Origin of the sequence: Nonomuraea gerenzanensis (genome assembly GCF_020215645.1) — a bacterium.
GTDB classification, from domain to species: Bacteria; Actinomycetota; Actinomycetes; order Streptosporangiales; family Streptosporangiaceae; genus Nonomuraea; species Nonomuraea gerenzanensis.
This window is the reverse complement of the sequence record NZ_CP084058.1, coordinates 110,733-129,425: the sequence shown is the minus strand read 5'-3', so window position 1 is coordinate 129,425 and position 18,693 is coordinate 110,733. Positions and strand designations below refer to the sequence as shown.

Here is an 18,693-nt window from a genome sequence, read left to right as displayed (position 1 = left end):
CGTTCCGCCAAGGTTTCTCCACGGAAAAGTACGCGGAACAAGCTGAGAGTCACTGCGGAAACATAGATGCCACCTGCGTCGTTACGGTTATGGACGACCTCTATCGAAGGGATGATCGTGTCCGATCCGGACCCGTGGAGTCTTCGCCCGTGCTCGGGCACGGGTTCCTCTGAGGGCTCACTGCGGTGAGCGCCTATCTCGGGCTGCTGGCCCTGTTGCTTCTCACCGCGGCGACCGGCTATTTCGTCGCCCAGGAGTTCGCCTTCGTCGCCGCCGACCGGGGGGTGCTGCGCGAGCAGGCCGCCGCCGGCGACACCCGCGCCGACAAGGCACTCCAAGTCACTTCCCGCTTGTCCTTCATGCTCTCCGGCGCCCAGCTCGGCATCACCGTGACGGCGCTGCTGGTCGGTTTCCTGGCCGAGCCGGCGATCGCCACGATCGTACGGCCGTGGCTGGCCGACGCGGGCCTGTCCGACGGCATGATCACCGGCCTGTCCGTGGCCATCGGCGTCTTCGTGGCGACCGTGGTCCAGATGGTGTTCGGCGAGCTGGCGCCCAAGAATCTCGGTATCGCCAGGCCGGAGCAGGTGGCCAAGTTCCTGGCCCGCTCGACGCTGGTCTACCTGGCGGTCGTCGGCCCGGTGGTCAAGCTGTTCGACTCGGCCGCCACGGGCCTGCTCAGACGCGTCGGCATCGAGCCCGTGGAGGAGGTGGAGCACGGCGCCACGCCCGAGGAGCTGTCCCGCATCATCGCGGAGTCGACCCAGGCGGGCGAGCTGCCGCCGCGCCTGTCCGACCTCCTGGAGCGGGCGCTGGAGTTCGGCGACCGCACAGCGGAGGAGATCATGGTCCCCCGCCCCCGGGTGATGGTCCTGCGTACCTCGCAGCCGATCAGCGACCTGCTCGCGGTCATGCGCGAGTGCGGCCACTCCCGCTACCCGGTCGTGGGCCAGGACGGCGACGTGGCGGGGGTCACCGGCGTGCGCGAGCTGCTCGCCTCCGGCCTTGAGGAGGGCAGCATCGCCGCGATCACCCGCCCCGCCCTGCTGGTGCCCGACTCGGTGCCGCTGCCCGCCGTCCTCGACAGGATGCGGGCGGCCAAGGACGACATCGTCTGCGTCATCGACGAGTACGGCGGCCTGGCGGGCGTCATCACCATCGAGGACCTGGCCGAGGAGCTGGTCGGCGAGCTGGTGGACGAGAACGACCCCGAGCCCGTGGGCGCCGTCGAGCACCCGGGCGGCGTCTGGGAGGTCCCGGGCAGCCTGCGCCTCGACGAGGTCGAGCGCGCCACGGGGGTGTCGCTGCCGGAGAGCGACGATTACGACACCCTCGCCGGTCTGGTGCTGGCCAGGCTGGGCAGGATGCCGAACCCCGGCGACACAGTGACCGTACCGATCGACGCCAACACCGACCCCTTCGCGGAAGACGCGGAGGACCACCAGGCGGAGCTGACGGTGATCTCGCTCAACAGGCGAGTGCCCGAATGGGTGCGCCTGACGCCCCTGCGGCACGCGGAGGCGACGTCCCGATGACCATGATCATTCTGAGCCTGGCGCTGCTGGCCTTCAACGCGCTCTTCGTGGCCGCGGAGTTCGCCTTCGTCTCCTCCCGGCGCCACCGCCTGGAGGAGATGGCCGTAGGCGGCAACCGGCTCGTCAGGCTCGCCGCCAGGTCAGCGGCGGGTGGCAGCAGGCAGCTCTCGCTCATGCTGGCGGGCGCCCAGCTCGGCATCACGCTGTGCACCCTGGGCCTCGGTCAGGTGACCGAGCCGGCGCTGGAGCACTATCTGGAGCCGGTCTTCGCGGCCATCGGGGTGCCGGAGGCCATGCGGCTGCCCATCGCGCTGGTGATCGCGCTGGCGCTGGTGACGTTCCTGCACATGGTCATCGGCGAGATGGCCCCGAAGTCCTGGGCGCTGACCCACCCCGAGCGGGCGGCGCTCGTGCTGACCTTCCCGTTCAGGGCCTTCACCACGGTCATGCGCCCGCTGCTGTCGACGCTGAACGCGCTGACGAACCTGATCCTGCACCTGTTCGGCGTCCAGGCGCGCGACGAGCTGGCCACGACCAGGACCCCTCGCCAGCTCGCCATGCTGGTCGGCGAGTCCGGCCGGATGGGCCTGCTGGACCGGGAGGAGCACGACCTGCTCACCCGGGCGCTGCGGCTGGACGACGAGGGCATCGAGCGCCTCATGGTGCCCATCGACCGGGTGGTCAAGGTACGGGCGACGGCGACGGCCACCGAGATCAGGACCACGGCGGCGGGCAGCGCCCACCTCAGGCTCCTGGTCGAGGGGCCGAACGGCGTCGAGGGCGCCCTGCACGTCCGCGAGGCCCTGCTGAAGCCGGAGAGCAAGGCCGCCGACCTCGTCAGGCCGCTGCCCAAGCTGGCGTGCACCACGCAGGTCCCCGAGGCCGTCACGGCCCTTCAGGAGGCGCGGTCCCACCTCGCCCTGGTGACGAACGCGGCGCAGGACGTCATCGGCATGGTCAGCCTCACCGACCTGGTGGGCGAGCTGCTCGACACCAGAGCGGCGTAGAACAGGTGTGCGGGGGGCGTGCGGAAGGCACGCCCCCCGCCCGGCCCGGAGCGAGAGTGTGAGCTAAATCACTCAAGCCATTCGAAAGTGATCTGCAAGTCAGGGCATCTAGGGTCTCCATGCGGAGTGCAGCCCTACTGACAAGGTCGAGACAAAGAAGTAGCCCCGGCTCTTGCGAACCGGGGCTTGTTTCGTCAATGTGGGTCTGCCGATTTCATCGGTGACCCCGAGTGGGCGAGGAGGGATTTGAACCCTCACGTCCTTTCGGACACACGGACCTGAACCGTGCGCGTCTGCCGTTCCGCCACCCGCCCTTGTGGGTGCGGAAAGAACATTAGCACGGAACAGCCACTGGTACTGAACCCGGATACGATCGCATAAGACACGGGAGCGGAGGAGCTGGGCGCGAGGGCCGACGAGCGCCTGGGCGGCCGTGACGTGGAACGAGCGGAGACCGGGCGCCGATAGCGTCTCGGGGCCGCGATCATATGCACGGAGGAAGGGAGGTACCCGGTGGGAGTCCTTCAGCGCTTCGAGCGAAGGCTCGAAGGCCTGGTGGAGGGAGCCTTTGCGCGGGCGTTCAAATCTGACCTTCAGCCGGTCGAGGTCGCCAGCGCGGTTCAGCGGGAGATGGATGAGCGTGCGGCGATCGTCGCTCAAGGTCGCACGCTCGTGCCCAACGACTTCGTGGTGGAGCTGTCCACGACCGACAGCGAGAGGCTTGAGGTCTACGCCGACAGCATCAGCCACGAGCTGGCCAACCTCGCCAGGGAGTACGCCAAGGAACAGGGCTACTCCTTTGTGGGACCGGTCCGGGTCCGCTTCGAGACCGCAGGCGACCTGGCTGTGGGTCTGTTCCGCATCCGATCGGGCGTCATCCGTGGCGCGACGGTCGAGCAGGACGAGATCCGTCAGCCGGCGAGCGACCTGCCTCCGTCGAGGCCGCACGCGTTCAACGGGCGGCCGCGGCTGCTCGTCTCCACCCAGGATGATCCGCAGGGCGACCGCTCCTACGAGCTCACCACTCCGGTGACCTTGCTCGGCAGGGGCACCGACTGCGATCTTCGTCTCGTCGATCCAGGCGTCTCGCGGCACCATGCGGAGCTGCGCGTCGAGGGCCAGACCGTGGTTCTGGTGGATCTCGGATCGACGAACGGCACTTTCGTCAATGGCCAGCCGGTACGCAGGATCGAGCTCCAGAACGGCACGCGAGTGACGTTGGGGCGCACGACTCTGGTGTTCCGGCGCGATTAGGGGTAGACAGACGGTCCATGTCCGAGCTCACGCTGCTGCTGATCCGGCTCGCTTTCCTGGCGGTGCTGTGGTTCTTCGTCATTGCCGCAGTCGGCGTGATCCGGACTGACTTGTTCGGCTCACGCACGGCTCCCGCGGGCGCACGTAAGACCGCGAAAGTGGCCAAACCCGTGGCCAAGCCCAAGAGCAAGAAGGGCGAGCCACGCCAGCTCATCGTCACCGGTGGCCCACTCCAAGGCACCACCATCGACCTCACGGAGACGCCCATCACCATTGGCCGGGCCAATGACGCCACGCTGGTAGTCACCGACGACTACGCTTCCAGCCGGCACGCCCGGCTCTTCCCTCAGGACGGTCAATGGATCGTGGAAGATCTTGGGTCCACCAACGGCACGTATCTCGACCGCTCGAAAGTCACCCGCCCGACCCCGGTGCCGCTCGGTGTTCCGATCCGCGTCGGCAAGACAGTCATTGAATTGCGCAAATGACCATCGCACTCCGCTACGCCGCCCGCTCGGACGTCGGCCTCCTCCGCGAAGGGAACGAGGACTCGGCGTACGCTAGCGGCCGCCTGCTCGCTGTCGCCGACGGCATGGGCGGGCACGCACACGGCGAGGTGGCGAGCTCAGTCGCCATCGCCGCCATGGCCTCTCTGGAAGAGGCCCAACAGGGGGGTGACCTGCTCAACGCCATCGAGGCAGCGGTACGCGACGCCAACCGCAAGCTGCACGAAATGGTGGGGCGGGATCCCAGCCTCAAGGGCATGGGCACGACTCTGACGGCCATGCTCTGGAACGGCACCCAGGTCGCCCTGGTGCACGTGGGCGACTCGCGCGCCTACCTGCTCAGGCGCGGGGAGCTCTACCAGATCACGCATGACCACACGCTGGTGCAGCAGCTCGTCGACGACGGGCGCATCACGCCGGAAGAGGCGGCCACGCATCCGCAGCGCTCGATCCTGCTGCGCGCACTCGACGGCAGCGGTGAGGTCGATCCCGACCTCACGCTGCGCGAGGCGCAGGTGGGCGATCGCTACCTCCTGTGCTCCGACGGCCTGTCGGGCGTGGTGAGCGCCGAGACGCTGCACGCCACGCTCACCAACATCGACGACCCGGAAGAGGTCGTCCGCCAGCTCATCGACCTGGCGAACAGAGGAGGCGGGCCCGACAACATCACCTGCGTGCTGGCCGACGTGCTCGAGATCACCGACGGGCAGCAGGTGCCCGTCGAGGCCGCCGTCGTCGGCGCCGCGGGCATGAGCCGGCTGCACGGTAGTCCACAGGACACCTCGCCGGGGCGAGTCAACGCGGTGACCGCACCCCAGCCGGTGATCACCGATGACGAGTTCGACGAGCAGGACGTCCCCCAGGCGTCCCGCCGGTCGGGCAGGCGTCGTCGCGTGTGGCCCGTGCTGGTCACCGTGTTCGGCATCGGTGTCGTCGCCGTCGGCGTCGGCGGTTACTTTGGATATCAGTGGACTCAGGACCAGTTCTTCGTCGGTGCTAGGGGCGACGAAGTGGTCGTGTTCCAGGGGATCCAGAGGGAGTTGGGGCCGTTTCCGCTCTTCCACGTCTCCAAGCCCACGGGCAAGCAGCTGTCCAAGCTGTCCGAGGCCGACCAGGCGCTGATCAGGAGCGGCATCCCCGTCACCACCGAAGCCGAGGGCATAACGAGGATCAACAGCTTGAAGTTCGCCGACTCAGAGCCGAAGGAAGAGCAAGAGACCACCGCGGAGGCGAGCCCCACCCCCACGCCGTCCGCGTCGGCCACCGCCACCAAGACGAAACAGCAGTAGATGAGCGAAGTCGCGGTCTCCCCCGTCCCGATGCCGGCCAAGCGGCGCGGGGCTCAGCTGATCATGCTCGCGCTCGCGGTCCTGATCGTCATGGGCGCGTACGCCAACGTGGGTCTGGCGATCGACGGCCAGGTGCCCGCCGGCATGCTGACCTACGGCCTGAGCCTGGGCGGCCTGATGCTGGCCGCCTACCTGGTGCTGGCCAAGTTCGCCCCCTGGGCCGACCCGCTGATCCTGCCGCTGGTGACGCTGGTCAACGGCATCGGCCTGGTCGTGATCTACCGGCTGGAGAGCGCGCCCATGAAGGGCGCGTCCGCGACCAACCAGATCGTCATGACCGGGGTCGGCGTCGTGCTCTTCGCCGTGACGCTGCTGGTCCTGCGTGACCACCGGGCGTTGCAGCGGCTGACGTACACCGCCGGGCTGGTCGGCGTGGTACTGCTCGTCTCGCCGCTGGTGCCCGGGCTGGGCAAGGAGATCAACGGCGCGCAGATCTGGATCGGGTTCGGCTCGGCGACCATCCAGCCGGCCGAGTTCGCCAAGATCGCACTGGTCGTCTTCTTCGCCGGCTACCTGGTCGCCAAGCGCGACGTGCTGGCGCTGGCCGGGCGCCGGCTGCTGTTCATCGACCTGCCCAGGGTGCGCGACCTCGGCCCGGTGCTCATCACCTGGGCGATCGCCATCGGCGTGCTGGTGCTGCAGAAGGACCTGGGCTCGTCGCTGCTGCTGTTCGGCGGCTTCGTGGTGATGCTCTACATCGCCACCCAGCGTACGTCGTGGGTGCTCATCGGCATCCTGCTGTTCGTCGGCGGCGCGTTCCTGGCCGGGCAGCTGTTCGACCACGTCGGCGCCCGCTTCGACGCCTGGCTCGACCCGACCAACGAGGTCTACTTCGGCAACGCGGACATCTGCCTCCAGGACCCGCCGGGCGACCCGATGTGCAGCAAGAGCTACCAGAGCATGCAGGGCCTGTTCGGCCTGAGCGCCGGCGGCATCCTGGGCACCGGGCTCGGCCAGGGCCACCCCGAGCTGATCCCGCTGGCCTTCTCCGACTTCATCTTCAACGCCGCGGGCGAGGAGCTCGGCCTGACCGGGCTGATGGCGATCCTGATGATCTACGCGCTGATCGTCCAGCGCGGCCTGCGCACCTCGCTGGCGGCCCGCGACCCCTTCTCCAAGCTCCTGGCGGGCGGCCTGTCGTTCATCCTGGCCTGGCAGGTCTTCATCATCGTCGGAGGCGTGACCAACCTCATCCCGCTGACCGGTCTGGTGACGCCCTTCATGTCCCAGGGCGGCTCGGCCCTCCTGGCTAACTGGATCCTTATCGCGCTGCTGGTACGAACGTCAGATGCCGCCAGACGCCCCCCGCCTCAAGCGATCCAGAACGAAGGACTGACGCAGGTGTTCCAGCGATGAACGGCACTCTGAAGCGCGTGGCCGTGGCCTGCCTGGCCATGTTCGCGCTCCTGATGGTCAACGTGAACTTCCTCCAGGCCGTACGGGCGGAGGAGTACCGGACGGACGCGCGCAACACCCGCAACTACTACGACCGCTACGCCATCGAGCGCGGCCGCATCACGGCCGGCGGCAAGGTGCTCGCGCAGTCCGTCGAGACCAAGGACAGCGACTTCAAGTTCGTCAGGAAGTACACCGACGGCAAGCTGTACGCGCACGTCACGGGCTACTTCTCGCCCGAGAGCGAGAGCGCGATCGAGCGCAGCGAGAACGCCCTGCTCGACGGCTCCAGCGCCGACCTGCTGCTGCGGCGCAGCATCGACCTGTTCACCGGCGAGCCGACCAGGGGCGCCAGCGTCGACCTCACGATCAACCCGAAGGCCCAGAAGGCGGCCTACGACGCGCTGCGCAACAGCGGCAAGCGCGGCGCCGTGATCGCGCTGGACCCGAAGACCGGGGGGATCCTGGCCATGGTCTCGCTGCCCACGTTCGACCCGGCGGAGCTGTCGGGCACCAGCAAGAGCGAGGTCTTCAAGCGGTACGACGAGCTCGACCAGGACAAGAGCCAGCCGCTGCTCAACCGCACGATCTCGCAGACCTACCCGCCGGGCTCGACGTTCAAGGTCGTGACCATGGCGGCCTACCTGGAGGCCGACTCCTCGCGCGGCCCGCAGACGACCGTGGAGGCGCCGCAGCGGCTGCCGCTGCCCCAGACCAACATCAGCCTGCCCAACTACGGCGGCGCGGCCTGCGGCAGCGGCCGGGTGACGCTGGTTTACGCGCTGGAGAAGTCCTGCAACACGCCCTTCGCCTCGATGGGCATGGAGCTGGGCTTCGACGCGATGAAGGAGCAGACGGAGAAGTTCGGCATGGGCACGCCGGTGTCGGTGCCGATGGCCGCGGCGCAGAGCGACTTCGGCAAGGACTACGACAAGGCCGCGCTGGCCATGGCCTCGATCGGGCAGAACAGCAACCGGATGACGCCGCTGCAGATGGCCATGATCGCGGCGGGCATCGCCAACGACGGCACGGTGATGAAGCCGTACCTCGTCAACAAGATCACGGACGCCAAGAACGACACGATCGAGGAAGCCGACCCCGAAGCGCTGAAGACGGATGCGGTCAGTTCCGAGACGGCGGCCAAGCTGCGCGAGATGATGGTGAGCGTCGTGAGCAACGGCACCGCCAACCTGGCGCAGGTCCCGGGCGTCCAGGTAGCGGGTAAGACAGGCACCGCGGAGACCGCCACCAACGCGCCGCCGCACGCCTGGTTCATCTCCTTCGCGCCCGCCGAGGACCCGAAGGTGGCCCTCGCGGTCATCGTCGAGTCCGGCGCGGCCAACGTCGGGGCAGAGGCGACCGGTGGGCACACCGCCGCGCCGATCGCGAAGGCCGTGCTGGAGGCGGTGCTGAACAAGTGAGTGACGGTAACCTGCTGGGTCATGCGGCTCCGTAACCGCTACCTACTGGTCTCCCGCATCGCCACGGGCGGTATGGGAGAAGTGTGGCGTGCCCGTGATGAGTTGCTCGGGCGCGAGGTGGCGGTGAAGATCCTGCGCAGCCACATCTACGTCGATCCCACCTTCCGCGAGCGGTTCCGCAACGAGGCGCGGCTGACCGCCGCGCTGGCGGACCCGGGGGTGGCGCAGATCTTCGACTACGGCGAGCAGAGCGACCTGGCCTACCTCGTCATGGAGCTGGTGCACGGCGAGCCGCTGTCGGCCATCCTGGCGCGCAACGGCGCCATCGGGCCCGAGGTGGCGCTCGACGTGGTGCACCAGACGGCCAGGGCGCTGCACGCCGCCCACTCGGCGGGCATCATCCACCGCGACATCAAGCCGGGCAACCTGCTGGTCACCCCCGAGGGCACCATCAAGGTGACGGACTTCGGCATCGCGCGGGCCCTGGAGGCGGCGCCGGTGACGCAGACCGGCACGGTGCTGGGCACGGCCCAGTACGTCAGCCCCGAGCAGGCGCAGGGCTTCCCGCTCACGCCCGCGACGGACCTGTACTCCCTGGGCGTGGTGGCCTACGAGTGCCTGACGGGGCGCACGCCGTTCCGCGGCGACAGCCAGGTGGCGATCGCGCTGCAGCATCTCAACGAGCAGCCGCCGCCGCTCGGCGTGGACGTGCCCGCGCCGGTGCGGGAGCTGGTCACGGCGCTGCTGGCCAAGGAGCCCGGGCAGCGGCCCGGCTCGGCGATGGAGGTGGCCGACCGGGCGTACGTGCTGCGCGAGTCGCTGTCGGGCGTCGAGCACGTCCCCGAGCTCAGCATGCTCACCGACCCCGGCGGCTTCCGCGTCCGCGAGCCGGCCCCCGAGGACGAGCGGGCCACCGACGACCTGGCCACGACCACCACGGTGCAGGAGCGGCCGTCGCGCGGGCGCCGGGGAGCCAGGGCGCTGGCGCTGGTCGCCACGGCGGGCTGCGTGGCCGCGGTGGGGCTCACGGCGGTGACGTTCGCCAGCCGGGACCAGCCGCGCACGGCGCCCGAGGTGGCGGAGCCGTCGCAGCCGCCCGTCACGGCGACGCCCACCCAGCCGCGGGCCAGGCCGACGAAGACGAAGACGAAGACTCGGCGGCCCCCGGTGGTTCCGGTGAAGTCGACGAACCCTATACCCTCGCCGTCGGCTACCGTAAGCAAGTCGGCTACTCCCACCAAGAAGCCGACGCCGAAACCGACCCGCACCACCGCCACCCGGACGCCGACGCCCACCCCGACGACCCCGACGCCCACCACTACCCCGACAACTCCGACACCCACCGCCTCGCCGGACCCGGGTGATACGAACCCGCCCAAGGAGGAGACGTGATGCGCCATGGGGTCGATGATGGACACCGGCGGCCCCCCGAGCAGGCCGGTACCCAAGATGAACGGTAAGGGACAGTGCAGGAAATGACTCAGCCTCGGCTACTCGGAGGTCGCTACGAGCTCGACGGCGTCGTCGGGCGCGGCGGCATGGCCGAGGTGTATCGCGCCCGAGACATCCGGCTGGACCGCATAGTCGCGATCAAGACCCTCCGCTCCGACCTGGCGCGCGACCACACCTTCCAGGCCCGGTTCCGCCGTGAGGCGCAGTCGGCGGCCTCCCTGAACCACCCGGCCGTCGTCGCGGTCTACGACACCGGCGAGGACGTCACCGACGGCACCCCCGTGCCGTACATCGTGATGGAGTACGTCGACGGCCGGACGCTGCGCGACCTGCTGCGCCAGGACCGGCGGCTGATGCCCGAGCGGGCGGCCGAGCTGGTCGACGGCATCCTGCGCGCGCTCGACTACAGCCACCGCGGCGGCATCGTGCACCGCGACATCAAGCCGGCCAACGTGATGATCACGCGCGCCGGCGACGTCAAGGTGATGGACTTCGGCATCGCGCGCGCGATGGCCGACTCCGCGGCCACGATGACGCAGACGGCCCAGGTGATCGGCACGGCCCAGTACCTGTCGCCGGAGCAGGCGCGCGGCGAGCGGGTCGACGCCCGCAGCGACATCTACTCCACCGGCTGCGTGCTGTACGAGCTGCTCACCGGCCAGCCGCCGTTCACCGGCGACTCCCCGGTCGCGATCGCCTACCAGCACGTGCGCGAGGAGCCCATCCCGCCGTCCCAGATCGACCCGGAGATCCCGCAGTGGGCCGACGCCATCGTGCTCAAGGCCATGGCGAAGGACCCGGCGCACCGCTACCAGAACGCCGGCGAGATGCGGGCCGACATCCAGCGCGCGATGTCCGGCATGCCGGTCGACGCCCAGACGATGGCCATGACGGGCGGCTTCAACCAGGGCACGCGCATGATGACCGCCACCCAGGCGGCCCAGGGCCCGACCACGCAGCGCACCACCGCGGTCCCGCCGTACGAGTACGACGAGGGCGGCGGGCGCGGCGGGCGGCGCAGGGCCTCGGGCGGCGGCGGCAACGCGCTCAAGACGGCGCTGTGGATCATCATCCCGCTGCTCATCATCGGCGGCATGATCACCATCGGCTACGTGGTGTTCAGCGGCGGCGGTGGCACGCCGACCGACACGCAGGTGGCGATCCCCGACCTGGCCTCGCAGGAGAGCTCCTACGCCGAGGAGCAGCTCACCACGCTCGGGCTCAAGGTCGAGGTGGTGCAGGAGGCGAGCACCGAGGTCGAGAAGGACGCCGTCATCCGCACGGACCCCAAGGCCGGCACCAAGGTCGAGAAGGACTCGGCGGTCAAGCTGTTCGTGTCCAGCGGCCCCAAGAAGGTCAAGGTGCCCGACGGTCTCATCGGCCTGTCCCAGGAGGACGCCGAGAAGATGCTGGACGAGGCGGGCCTCAACGGCGTCATCAAGACGCGTAACTCCAGCAAGCCGCAGGGCACGGTCGTCGCCACCGATCCCAAGGCCGGCGCGGAGGTCGAGGAGGGCGGCTCCGTCACGCTCTTCGTGCCGAAGGCGCTCAGCGAGGTGCCCAGCGTGATCGGCCTCACCGAGGATGACGCCAAGTCCGCGCTCACCGGGGCCGGCTTCAAGGCCAAGGTGGTCCGGCAGGCCGACCCGGCGCCCGAGGGCACCGTGGTGCAGCAGAACCCCGGCGAGGGCGAGAAGTTCACCGCGGGCACGACCATCACGATCGTGGTGTCCACCGGCCCGGCGGAGCAGCCGACCGACGGGTTGCCGACGGAGCAGCCGAGCGACGACTTCCCGTCCGACGAGCCCACCGAGGACATCCCGTCCGACGAGCCGACCGAGGACAACCCGATCGGCGACGACGGCCTCGGCGGCGGCTTCGGCGGCTGAGGTCGGGTGAGCACGGCGAAGGGCCGCCCTCCGGGGCGGCCCTTCCGCATGTCCGGTGACAGCCCGTTCGATGTCCGGGGACAACGAAGAACGCCCCCGCCGCTCGGGGGCAACGGCGGGGACGCTCACTTGTACGTCGCTCTACGCGAGACGTTTGTTACACGATTTCGCGCAGCCAATTTTCGAGCAGCCGATGACCATGCTCCGACAGCACGGACTCGGGGTGGAACTGGATGCCCTCGATGGGCGCCCGGCGGTGCCGCAGCCCCATGATGACGCCGTCCTGCGTGCGGGCGGTCACGTCGAGCACGGCGGGCACGGTCTCGGGCAGCACGGCCAGCGAGTGGTAGCGCGTCATGCGGACGGGTGAGGGCAGGGTCTCGAACACGCCCTTGCCGTCGTGCGTGATGGCGCTGGTCTGCCCGTGGAAGAGGTCGGGCGCGCGGGTCACGGTGGCGCCGTAGGCCACGGCGATGGCCTGGTGGCCGAGGCAGACGCCGAGCAGCGGCTTGTCGCTCTCGGCCGCGTGGTGGACCAGGGGGACGCTCACGCCGGCCGCCTCGGGGGTGCCGGGGCCCGGGCTGATGAGCACGCCGTCGAAGCCGTCGGCGTCGTGCACGCGGACCTCGTCGCGCGGCCGCACGTCGCAGTCGGCACCGAGCACGCGCAGGTACTGCACGATCGTGTGGACGAAGCTGTCGTGGTTGTCCACGACCAGCACGCGCGTCATTTCCTTACGGTCACCTCGTCCAGCGTCACCACGGGCTCCAGGAGCGGGAACACCGCATACCAGAGTACGGCCCCCGCGACGGCCACCAGCGCCACGGCCGTCAGCACGCGGACGGGCGGCGGGCCGGGCAGCTTGCGCCAGAGCCAGGCGTACATGTCACTCCTCGCGTGGTTCGCTCTGCTTCAGCACCCCGTAGACGATCAGGCGCTCGGCGGCCGAGTACTCGGGATGGCAGGTGGACAGCGTGATGAAGGCGCGGATAGGACGGATGTCCGGCTTGCCGGGCACGGGAGCGAGCACGTCGATCTCGTCGGGCTCGACGATGTCCTGGGAGGTCACACGGTAGGTGTGGCGGGCGTCGGGGGTCTCGACCACGATCTCGTCGTCGCGTTCGAGCTCGTCGAGCTCGTTGAACGGGGCCGCGTACGTGGTGCGGTGGCCCGAGAGCACGAAGTTGCCGACCTGGCCGGGCATGGCGCTGTCGGGGTAGTGGCCGGGGCCCCTCTTGAGCTGCTCGGCTCCGACGCCCTCCACGACGGCGTACTCGTAGTCGCGGCCCAGCTTCGGGATGCGCAGCATCGCCACGGCCTGACCCGGCCTGACCTGCGCCGGGCGCGGCTTCCTGGCCGCCAGCTCGCTCCTGAGCAGCGACTGCTGGCTCTGGGTGTAGGCGCCGGTGCCCCAGAGCAGGTACGCGCAGAACAGCATGAGGATCAGGCCCGCGGTGATGCTGAGCTCCCCCACGGCCCGGAGCGTGGCCCGCATGCGATCAGCGTATTAGGCCACGATCCGGACACCGGGGATCGCCATGTCGTGCGCGTGGCGACTATCCTGGGGCACGCTTCAACTACGCTAAACGAAGAGCCTGTGGACGATCCGGAAGCCCAGGCCCTCAGCAGGAGTTATCCAGTGCCCAAGTCCAAGGCTCGCAAGAAGGCGGTTTACACCCCGCCGCAGAGGTCCCAGCAGGTCAAGGTCAGCCCGCGCTGGCTGGCCCCCACGATGGTCGCCGCGTGGATCATCGGCATCCTGTGGATCGCGATCTACTACGTCGCACCGCAGGCGCCGTTCTTCAGCGACCTCCAGAACTGGAACCTGTTGATCGGGTTTGTTTTCATCATCTTCGGTGTGGTTCTTTCCACCCGCTGGCGTTAGTTCTTTCCACAGCCTTTTCCACAGCCTGGGGAAGTCAGAGCAGGGTGAGAATGGCTGAGGTCCTGACCAGCACGAGCACGGCCAGGAGCACCAGCACGGCCACGATCGCCAGCACCTGCCAGAGGGGCCTGTTGTTCTTGGGGGCGTAGGCGAGCGCCCCCGCCAGCAGCGATCCGGTGATCAGGCCGCCGATGTGGCCTGTCCAGCTGATGCCCGGCACCAGGAACGTGATGGCCAGGTTGAGCGCGATCAGCACGGCGATGCCGCGCACGTCCATGTTCAGCTTGCGGCCCACCACGAACACCGCGCCGAACAGGCCGAAGATGGCCCCCGACGCGCCCACCGTGGGCTGGCCGAGCGGGTCGAGCCAGAGGCCGAGCACCGAGCCGCCGAGCGCGCTGATCAGGTAGATCGCGCTGAAGCGGACGTGGCCGAAGGCGCGCTCCAGGTACGGGCCCACCACGTAGAGCGCCCAGCAGTTGAACAGGATGTGGAAGATGCCGCCGTGCACGAAGGCCGCCGTGATCAGGCGATAGTACTCGCCGTACACGGCCACCCCTGCCGGCCACATGGCCAGCTCGCCGGTGATCCGGTCGCCGATGAGGTACTGCGCGCCGAAGATCACCACGTTGGCGACCAGCAGGGCGTAGGTGACGTACGGAGTGCGCACGACGCTGCCGCCGAACGTGGACTTGGCCTGGCGGATGCCTCTGTTGCCCTCCGCCACGCACTCGGGGCACTGGAAGCCTACGGCGGCGTCACGCATGCAGTCGGGGCAGATCGGACGCTCGCAACGCTGGCAGCGTACCCAGGTCTCCCTGTCGGGGTGCCGGTAGCACGTGGGCACCGCCTCAGCGGGCTGCTCGGGCTGCGGGGGCGGGCTCGGCGGCTGGCTGGTCATAGCCGAAGCCTAAGGCTTGCGCGACCATGCCGCGTTGGGGCGCCTGGGGGCGGGCGGGAGGCATGGCGCCTGGGTGGGCGCACGGCCGGGCGCGTGGGGGCTGGGGCGCAGCGCGTAGGCGTGGGCGCGTGAGGTGCAGCGCCGGATGGAAGGGCGGAGCGGGATGGAAGGGCCGGCCCGGCGCCCCCGGGTGAGCGGGGGCGCGGCGGGCAGGCTTGTCAGGCCTGGACGCGGTCGATGGTGACCGACTCCAGGATGACGTCCTCCGCCGGGCGGTCGCGGCGGTCGGTGCGGGTCTTGGCGATGGCGTCCACGACCTCCTGACCCTCGACGACCTCACCGAAGATCGTGTGCTTGCCGTTCAGGTGCGGCGTCGGCACGACCGTGATGAAGAACTGCGAGCCGTTGGTGCCCTTGCCGAACCGGACGCCGGCGTTGGCCATGGCGAGCAGGTAGGGCCGGTTGAAGTAGAGCTCCGGGTGGATCTCGTCGTCGAACTCGTAGCCCGGGCCGCCGATGCCCTGGCCGAGCGGGTCACCCCCCTGGATCATGAAACCGGAGATCACCCGGTGGAAGATTGTGCCGTCGTAGTAACGCGCGGTGCTCTTCTCACCGGTGCCCGGGTGTGTCCACTCCCGGGTGCCTTCGGCCAGCTCCACGAAGTTGCGCACGGTCTTCGGCGCCTTGGTGGGAAAGAGCTCCACCTTGATGTTGCCGCGGTTGGTCTGCAGGTTCGCGATCAGCTTCTCAGCCACGAGACAGCTGCCCCCCTCTATGCACAGGGTTGGTTTTGTGGTGTTTTGAGATTTATGGCCGTACGGCCTCCCGAGCCATCCTCCCATGGACGGCGATGATTGAGCCGCCTTGTCCGGGGCAGGTCAGGCTGCGGGGCCCCAACGACAGGGGAGGTTGTCGTGTCCCTGAGAATGAAGAGACGCCGCGTGGTCATGGAAGTACCCGCCACGTGGGTGGGTCGCGTGAAGGAGCAGGCCGTACGAACCGGTCAGCGCATGCAACCCATGGCGGACCAGGCCAAGGTGGCCGCCGCCCACCGGATCGAAGACGCCCGCTACTGGGCGGCGCCGCGGCTGGAATCCGCGGCGCACGGGTTCGAGGAGCAGTTCGCACCCATGGTCAGCACCATGCTGACCAACGCGGCCAGGCGAATCGATCCCACGCCATCGCGATCGCGGCGATGGCCGATGCTCGCACTGCTGACCGGCCTCGCGGTGGGGACGATCGGTTACATGTTCTACCGCCGCAACGCGCAGCAGTGGACAGAGCACATGAAGGACTCCGCCTCCGATGCCTCACGCTGGGTCAATGAGAAGGCAGACAGGGCATCCGAGTCCGCGGACCGCATGGCGGCCAATGTGTCGGACAAGGCGGATGAGGCGTCACGCAAGATGTCGTGACCGCCCCGGCACGCCGGTAGCGCGCCCCCGTGACGCTCGTCGTCACGGGGGCGCGCTCGTGCGCGCGGCGTCGGATGGTCGTTGACGTACGACCAAGCGCTTGTTAGAAACCGGGCATGGCGCTGTCACCGCTCGACGACTACCCCGTGCACCAGGCCGCCCAGGTCATGCGGCACGTGACCACCGGAGACCGCAACTTCTACGACCGCTACTACTTCAACTGCCACGCCGCCTCCGACGAGCTGATGCTGATCATCGGCCTCGGCCAGTACCCCAACCTGGGCGTCACCGACGCCTTCGCCTGCGTGCGCACCCCCGACCTGCACCGTGTCGTGCGCGCCTCGCGCGAGCTGGGCACCGACCGGATGGACACCCGCGTCGGGCCGTTCCGGGTCGAGGTGGTCGAAGGGCTCAAGCGGCTCAGGGTGGTGCTGGAGCCGAACGAGCACGGCCTCGCCTTCGACCTGCTGTGGGAGGGCACGATCCCCGCCGTGCTGGAGCCCCGGCACTTCCTGCGCTGGCAGGAGCGGGTGGTCTTCGACTCGGTACGGATGGCGCAGACGGGCCAGTGGAGCGGCACCATCACGATCGGGGAGACGGAGATCCCCGTCACCCCCGACCGCTGGATGGGCACCAGGGACCGCTCGTGGGGCATCAGGCCCGTCGGCGAGCCGGAGCCGCCCGGGATCATGGCCAACAACGCCGGGACGTTCTACTGGCTCTACGCGCCGATGCGCTTCGACGACCACGCCATCCTGTGCATCGTCCAGGAGGACGAACGGGGCCGCCGGCTGCTGGAGGAGGCGGTGCGGGTGTGGCCCGACGGCCGCGAGGAGGAGTACCTCGGCAGACCGGAGTACCGCCCGGTCTACGCCCCCGGCACCCGCGACGTGGTCGAGGCCGTGATCGTGTTCGCGCCGCCCGGCGGCAAGCCGTTCGAGGTGCGCTGCACTCCGCTGCTGCCCGTCCATCTCATGGTCGGCACCGGCTACGGGCTGGAGCAGGAGTGGCGGCACGGGATGTACCAGGGCCCGGGGCCCGTCGTGCAGGGCGTGACGTACCGGCTGCCCGACGACGCCGCCAGGATGTGGGGACTGGTGGACGCCGTCGGGCGGTTCGAGTACGACGGGCTCGTGGGCCACGGGCTCTTCGAGTACTGGGCGCTCGGGCCGCACCCGTCGTTCCCCGGGTGAGCCCGCCTACTCCTCGGGCTTCTTGCAGATGATCTTGACGGCCTTGCCCGGGTCGCCCTCGGGCGCGGTCACGCCCTCCGCTCCCTCGGCGGGCAGGGCGGGCACGGCGGGCACCGCCGTCGCGGCGTCGGCCGGCGTGAGCTCCCCGGCCTTCGCCAGCTTCTCGGCCTCCTCGGGCGAGAGCACCTTCACCTTGGCCAGCTTCCCGGCCTCCTCGGGCGAGAGCTCCTCGGCCTCCGCCGGCTTCCCGCTCCCCTCGGCCGCGAACTCCTTCACCTTGGCGAACTTCTCGAGCTCCTCGGGCGAGAGCGGCTCGGCCTTCACCGCCACACTCCCGTCGGGCAGCTTCTCGACCTTCACCGCCTCGCCCGGCTTGACGCGCGTCACCTTGCCGTCGGGCCCCACCACGACGCCCTTCTTGCCCGGCTCGGCCGGCAGCGCGGGGGTCACCTCGACGACCTTGCCGTCGGGCGTCGTGCAGGTCACCTTCGCACCGGCGGTGGGGGAGGGATCGTCGGCCAGGGCGGAGCCGGCTAGGCCGGTGACGGCGAGCACGGCGACTGTGCCGAGGACCGCGAGACGACGCTTGAACATGGATTCTCCTCACTCGGGGACAACCTGACGCCCCGAGGATGGCCGCCCGTACCTGAAGTGATCCTGAAGAGCACCTAAATGATCTTCAGGTTCGCTTTAGGTGCGCTGAGGCACCCTGGACGACGTGCGAGTGTTACTGGTGGAGGACGAGGAGCGGCTGGCCGACCTGGTCAAGGGTGGGCTGGCGGGCGAGGGCTTCGCGGTGGACGTGGCCCACGACGGGCGCGACGGGCTCTGGATGGCCACCGAGAACGCCTACGACGTGATCGTCCTGGACGTGATGCTGCCCAGGCTCAACGGGTACGCGGTCTGCGCCAGGCTGCGCGAGGCCGGCGACTGGACGCCGATCATGATGCTCACGGCCAAGGACGGCATCTACGACGAGGCCGAGGCGCTGGACAACGGGGCCGACGACTACCTGGCCAAGCCCTTCTCGTACGTGGTGCTGCTGGCCAGGCTGCGCGCGCTGGTGCGGCGGGGTGGGCGGGAGCGGCCGGTGTCGATCACCGTGGGCGACCTGGTGATCGACCCGGCGGGGCTGCGGTGCCGCCGGGGGGAGGCGGCGATCCAGCTCACGCCGAAGGAGTTCGCGGTGCTGCACGCGCTGGCGCGGCGGGCCGGGGAGGTGGTGTCCAAGAGCGAGCTGCTGGCTCAGGCGTGGGACTTCTCCTACGACGGTGACCCGAACATCGTGGAGGTCTACATCAGCGCGCTGCGCCGCAAGATCGACGTGCCCTTCGGCCGGACGACGCTGATGACCGTGCGCGGCGCCGGGTACCGCCTGGAGGCGGCGTGACCGGCGAAGAGCGGGCCGTGGCCGTAGGTGGCGGAGAGCGGGCCATGACCATGGGTGGCGGAGAGCGAGCCGCGGCTGAAGGTGGCGCGAGCGGCGAGGAG

At 69.4% G+C, this 18,693-nt stretch carries 19 protein-coding genes and 1 tRNA gene; 13 read left to right on the top strand and 7 right to left on the bottom strand.

From position 1 onward, the window contains the following. The first annotated feature begins 185 nt into the window (after window positions 1-185). A complete protein-coding gene (locus LCN96_RS00695) occupies window positions 186-1,535 on the top strand; it encodes a hemolysin family protein (RefSeq protein WP_225270647.1) in 1,350 nt (449 codons plus the stop codon). After that, window positions 1,532-2,542, top strand: coding sequence for a hemolysin family protein (locus tag LCN96_RS00690; RefSeq protein WP_225270646.1), 1,011 nt, complete (start codon window positions 1,532-1,534; stop codon window positions 2,540-2,542). The genes LCN96_RS00695 and LCN96_RS00690 overlap by 4 nt, the downstream gene beginning before the upstream one ends. Before the next feature lie 231 nt (window positions 2,543-2,773). On the opposite strand, the gene LCN96_RS00685 is transcribed toward LCN96_RS00690, so the two are convergent. Continuing rightward, window positions 2,774-2,856: transfer RNA gene (locus LCN96_RS00685), tRNA-Leu, on the bottom strand. Window positions 2,857-3,055: 199 nt separating this feature from the next. Between LCN96_RS00685 and LCN96_RS00680 the strand changes: the two genes are divergently transcribed. The 7 genes from LCN96_RS00680 to pknB all read left to right on the top strand — a co-directional run bounded on the left by LCN96_RS00680 (window position 3,056) and on the right by pknB (window position 11,808). Continuing rightward, window positions 3,056-3,796, top strand: coding sequence for an FhaA domain-containing protein (locus LCN96_RS00680; protein ID WP_080044004.1), 741 nt, complete (start codon window positions 3,056-3,058; stop codon window positions 3,794-3,796). 17 nt (window positions 3,797-3,813) lie between these two features. Further along, window positions 3,814-4,284: an FHA domain-containing protein FhaB/FipA gene (locus LCN96_RS00675; RefSeq protein ID WP_225270645.1), complete on the top strand. Its 471-nt coding sequence runs from the start codon at window positions 3,814-3,816 to the stop codon at window positions 4,282-4,284. Continuing rightward, window positions 4,281-5,591, top strand: a complete 1,311-nt coding sequence (locus tag LCN96_RS00670; protein ID WP_225270644.1) for a Stp1/IreP family PP2C-type Ser/Thr phosphatase — start codon at window positions 4,281-4,283, stop codon at window positions 5,589-5,591. Before LCN96_RS00675 ends, LCN96_RS00670 begins: the two co-directional genes overlap by 4 nt. Further along, complete coding sequence (locus tag LCN96_RS00665) at window positions 5,592-7,007, top strand: FtsW/RodA/SpoVE family cell cycle protein (protein WP_225270643.1); 1,416 nt, start codon at window positions 5,592-5,594, stop codon at window positions 7,005-7,007. It begins immediately after the preceding gene. Next, a complete protein-coding gene (locus tag LCN96_RS00660) occupies window positions 7,004-8,467 on the top strand; it encodes a peptidoglycan D,D-transpeptidase FtsI family protein (protein WP_225270642.1) in 1,464 nt (487 codons plus the stop codon). Before LCN96_RS00665 ends, LCN96_RS00660 begins: the two co-directional genes overlap by 4 nt. Window positions 8,468-8,488: 21 nt before the next feature. After that, the gene (locus tag LCN96_RS00655) at window positions 8,489-9,859 is read left to right on the top strand and encodes a serine/threonine-protein kinase (protein ID WP_225270641.1); all 1,371 of its coding nucleotides are present in this window, start codon (window positions 8,489-8,491) and stop codon (window positions 9,857-9,859) included. Window positions 9,860-9,942: 83 nt separating this feature from the next. Next, on the top strand, window positions 9,943-11,808 hold the full coding sequence (pknB, locus tag LCN96_RS00650; RefSeq protein ID WP_225270640.1) for a Stk1 family PASTA domain-containing Ser/Thr kinase: 1,866 nt from the start codon (window positions 9,943-9,945) through the stop codon (window positions 11,806-11,808). A gap of 157 nt (window positions 11,809-11,965) precedes the next feature. Here pknB and LCN96_RS00645 read toward each other — a convergent pair whose 3' ends face one another. The 3 genes from LCN96_RS00645 to LCN96_RS00635 are packed head-to-tail and all read right to left on the bottom strand — an operon-like array spanning window position 11,966 to window position 13,303. Then, a complete protein-coding gene (locus LCN96_RS00645; protein WP_225270639.1) occupies window positions 11,966-12,538 on the bottom strand; it encodes an anthranilate synthase component II in 573 nt (190 codons plus the stop codon). After that, window positions 12,535-12,693, bottom strand: coding sequence for a hypothetical protein (locus tag LCN96_RS00640; RefSeq protein ID WP_225270638.1), 159 nt, complete (start codon window positions 12,691-12,693; stop codon window positions 12,535-12,537). The genes LCN96_RS00645 and LCN96_RS00640 overlap by 4 nt, the downstream gene beginning before the upstream one ends. A gap of 1 nt (window position 12,694) precedes the next feature. Then, window positions 12,695-13,303, bottom strand: coding sequence for a class E sortase (locus LCN96_RS00635; RefSeq protein WP_225270637.1), 609 nt, complete (start codon window positions 13,301-13,303; stop codon window positions 12,695-12,697). 144 nt (window positions 13,304-13,447) lie between these two features. Between LCN96_RS00635 and LCN96_RS00630 the strand changes: the two genes are divergently transcribed. Then, window positions 13,448-13,693 carry a cell division protein CrgA gene (locus tag LCN96_RS00630; protein WP_148442372.1) on the top strand — a complete coding sequence of 82 codons (246 nt, stop codon included), beginning with the start codon at window positions 13,448-13,450 and terminating at the stop codon, window positions 13,691-13,693. Window positions 13,694-13,727: 34 nt separating this feature from the next. Here the strand turns inward: LCN96_RS00630 and LCN96_RS00625 are convergent, their stop codons facing one another. After that, window positions 13,728-14,594, bottom strand: a complete 867-nt coding sequence (locus LCN96_RS00625) for a rhomboid family intramembrane serine protease (protein ID WP_225270636.1) — start codon at window positions 14,592-14,594, stop codon at window positions 13,728-13,730. 218 nt (window positions 14,595-14,812) lie between these two features. Beyond that, window positions 14,813-15,349: a peptidylprolyl isomerase gene (locus tag LCN96_RS00620; RefSeq protein WP_225270635.1), complete on the bottom strand. Its 537-nt coding sequence runs from the start codon at window positions 15,347-15,349 to the stop codon at window positions 14,813-14,815. A gap of 222 nt (window positions 15,350-15,571) precedes the next feature. On the opposite strand from LCN96_RS00620, the gene LCN96_RS00615 reads away from it, so the two are divergent. Next, window positions 15,572-16,009, top strand: a complete 438-nt coding sequence (locus LCN96_RS00615) for a YtxH domain-containing protein (protein WP_225270634.1) — start codon at window positions 15,572-15,574, stop codon at window positions 16,007-16,009. A 116-nt stretch (window positions 16,010-16,125) separates the two neighbouring features. Beyond that, complete coding sequence (locus LCN96_RS00610; RefSeq protein WP_225270633.1) at window positions 16,126-17,202, top strand: hypothetical protein; 1,077 nt, start codon at window positions 16,126-16,128, stop codon at window positions 17,200-17,202. Window positions 17,203-17,208: 6 nt separating this feature from the next. Here LCN96_RS00610 and LCN96_RS00605 read toward each other — a convergent pair whose 3' ends face one another. Beyond that, window positions 17,209-17,796: a hypothetical protein gene (locus LCN96_RS00605; protein WP_225270632.1), complete on the bottom strand. Its 588-nt coding sequence runs from the start codon at window positions 17,794-17,796 to the stop codon at window positions 17,209-17,211. 124 nt (window positions 17,797-17,920) lie between these two features. Here LCN96_RS00605 and LCN96_RS00600 point away from each other — a divergent pair, with 124 nt between their 5' ends. Then, window positions 17,921-18,592, top strand: a complete 672-nt coding sequence (locus tag LCN96_RS00600) for a response regulator transcription factor (protein ID WP_225270631.1) — start codon at window positions 17,921-17,923, stop codon at window positions 18,590-18,592. The last annotated feature ends 101 nt before the right edge of the window (window positions 18,593-18,693 follow it).

Bases quoted from the DNA above. Each gene is read 5' to 3' on its own strand.
- LCN96_RS00690 (WP_225270646.1), top strand. From the start codon at position 1,532: ATGACCATGATCATTCTGAGCCTGGCGCTGCTGGCCTTCAACGCGCTC.
- LCN96_RS00675 (WP_225270645.1), top strand. From the start codon at position 3,814: ATGTCCGAGCTCACGCTGCTGCTGATCCGGCTCGCTTTCCTGGCGGTG.
- LCN96_RS00670 (WP_225270644.1), top strand. From the start codon at position 4,281: ATGACCATCGCACTCCGCTACGCCGCCCGCTCGGACGTCGGCCTCCTC.
- LCN96_RS00665 (WP_225270643.1), top strand. From the start codon at position 5,592: ATGAGCGAAGTCGCGGTCTCCCCCGTCCCGATGCCGGCCAAGCGGCGC.
- LCN96_RS00660 (WP_225270642.1), top strand. From the start codon at position 7,004: ATGAACGGCACTCTGAAGCGCGTGGCCGTGGCCTGCCTGGCCATGTTC.
- LCN96_RS00655 (WP_225270641.1), top strand. From the start codon at position 8,489: ATGCGGCTCCGTAACCGCTACCTACTGGTCTCCCGCATCGCCACGGGC.
- pknB (WP_225270640.1), top strand. From the start codon at position 9,943: ATGACTCAGCCTCGGCTACTCGGAGGTCGCTACGAGCTCGACGGCGTC.
- LCN96_RS00645 (WP_225270639.1), bottom strand. From the start codon at position 12,538: ATGACGCGCGTGCTGGTCGTGGACAACCACGACAGCTTCGTCCACACG.
- LCN96_RS00640 (WP_225270638.1), bottom strand. From the start codon at position 12,693: ATGTACGCCTGGCTCTGGCGCAAGCTGCCCGGCCCGCCGCCCGTCCGC.
- LCN96_RS00635 (WP_225270637.1), bottom strand. From the start codon at position 13,303: ATGCGGGCCACGCTCCGGGCCGTGGGGGAGCTCAGCATCACCGCGGGC.
- LCN96_RS00625 (WP_225270636.1), bottom strand. From the start codon at position 14,594: ATGACCAGCCAGCCGCCGAGCCCGCCCCCGCAGCCCGAGCAGCCCGCT.
- LCN96_RS00610 (WP_225270633.1), top strand. From the start codon at position 16,126: ATGGCGCTGTCACCGCTCGACGACTACCCCGTGCACCAGGCCGCCCAG.
- LCN96_RS00605 (WP_225270632.1), bottom strand. From the start codon at position 17,796: ATGTTCAAGCGTCGTCTCGCGGTCCTCGGCACAGTCGCCGTGCTCGCC.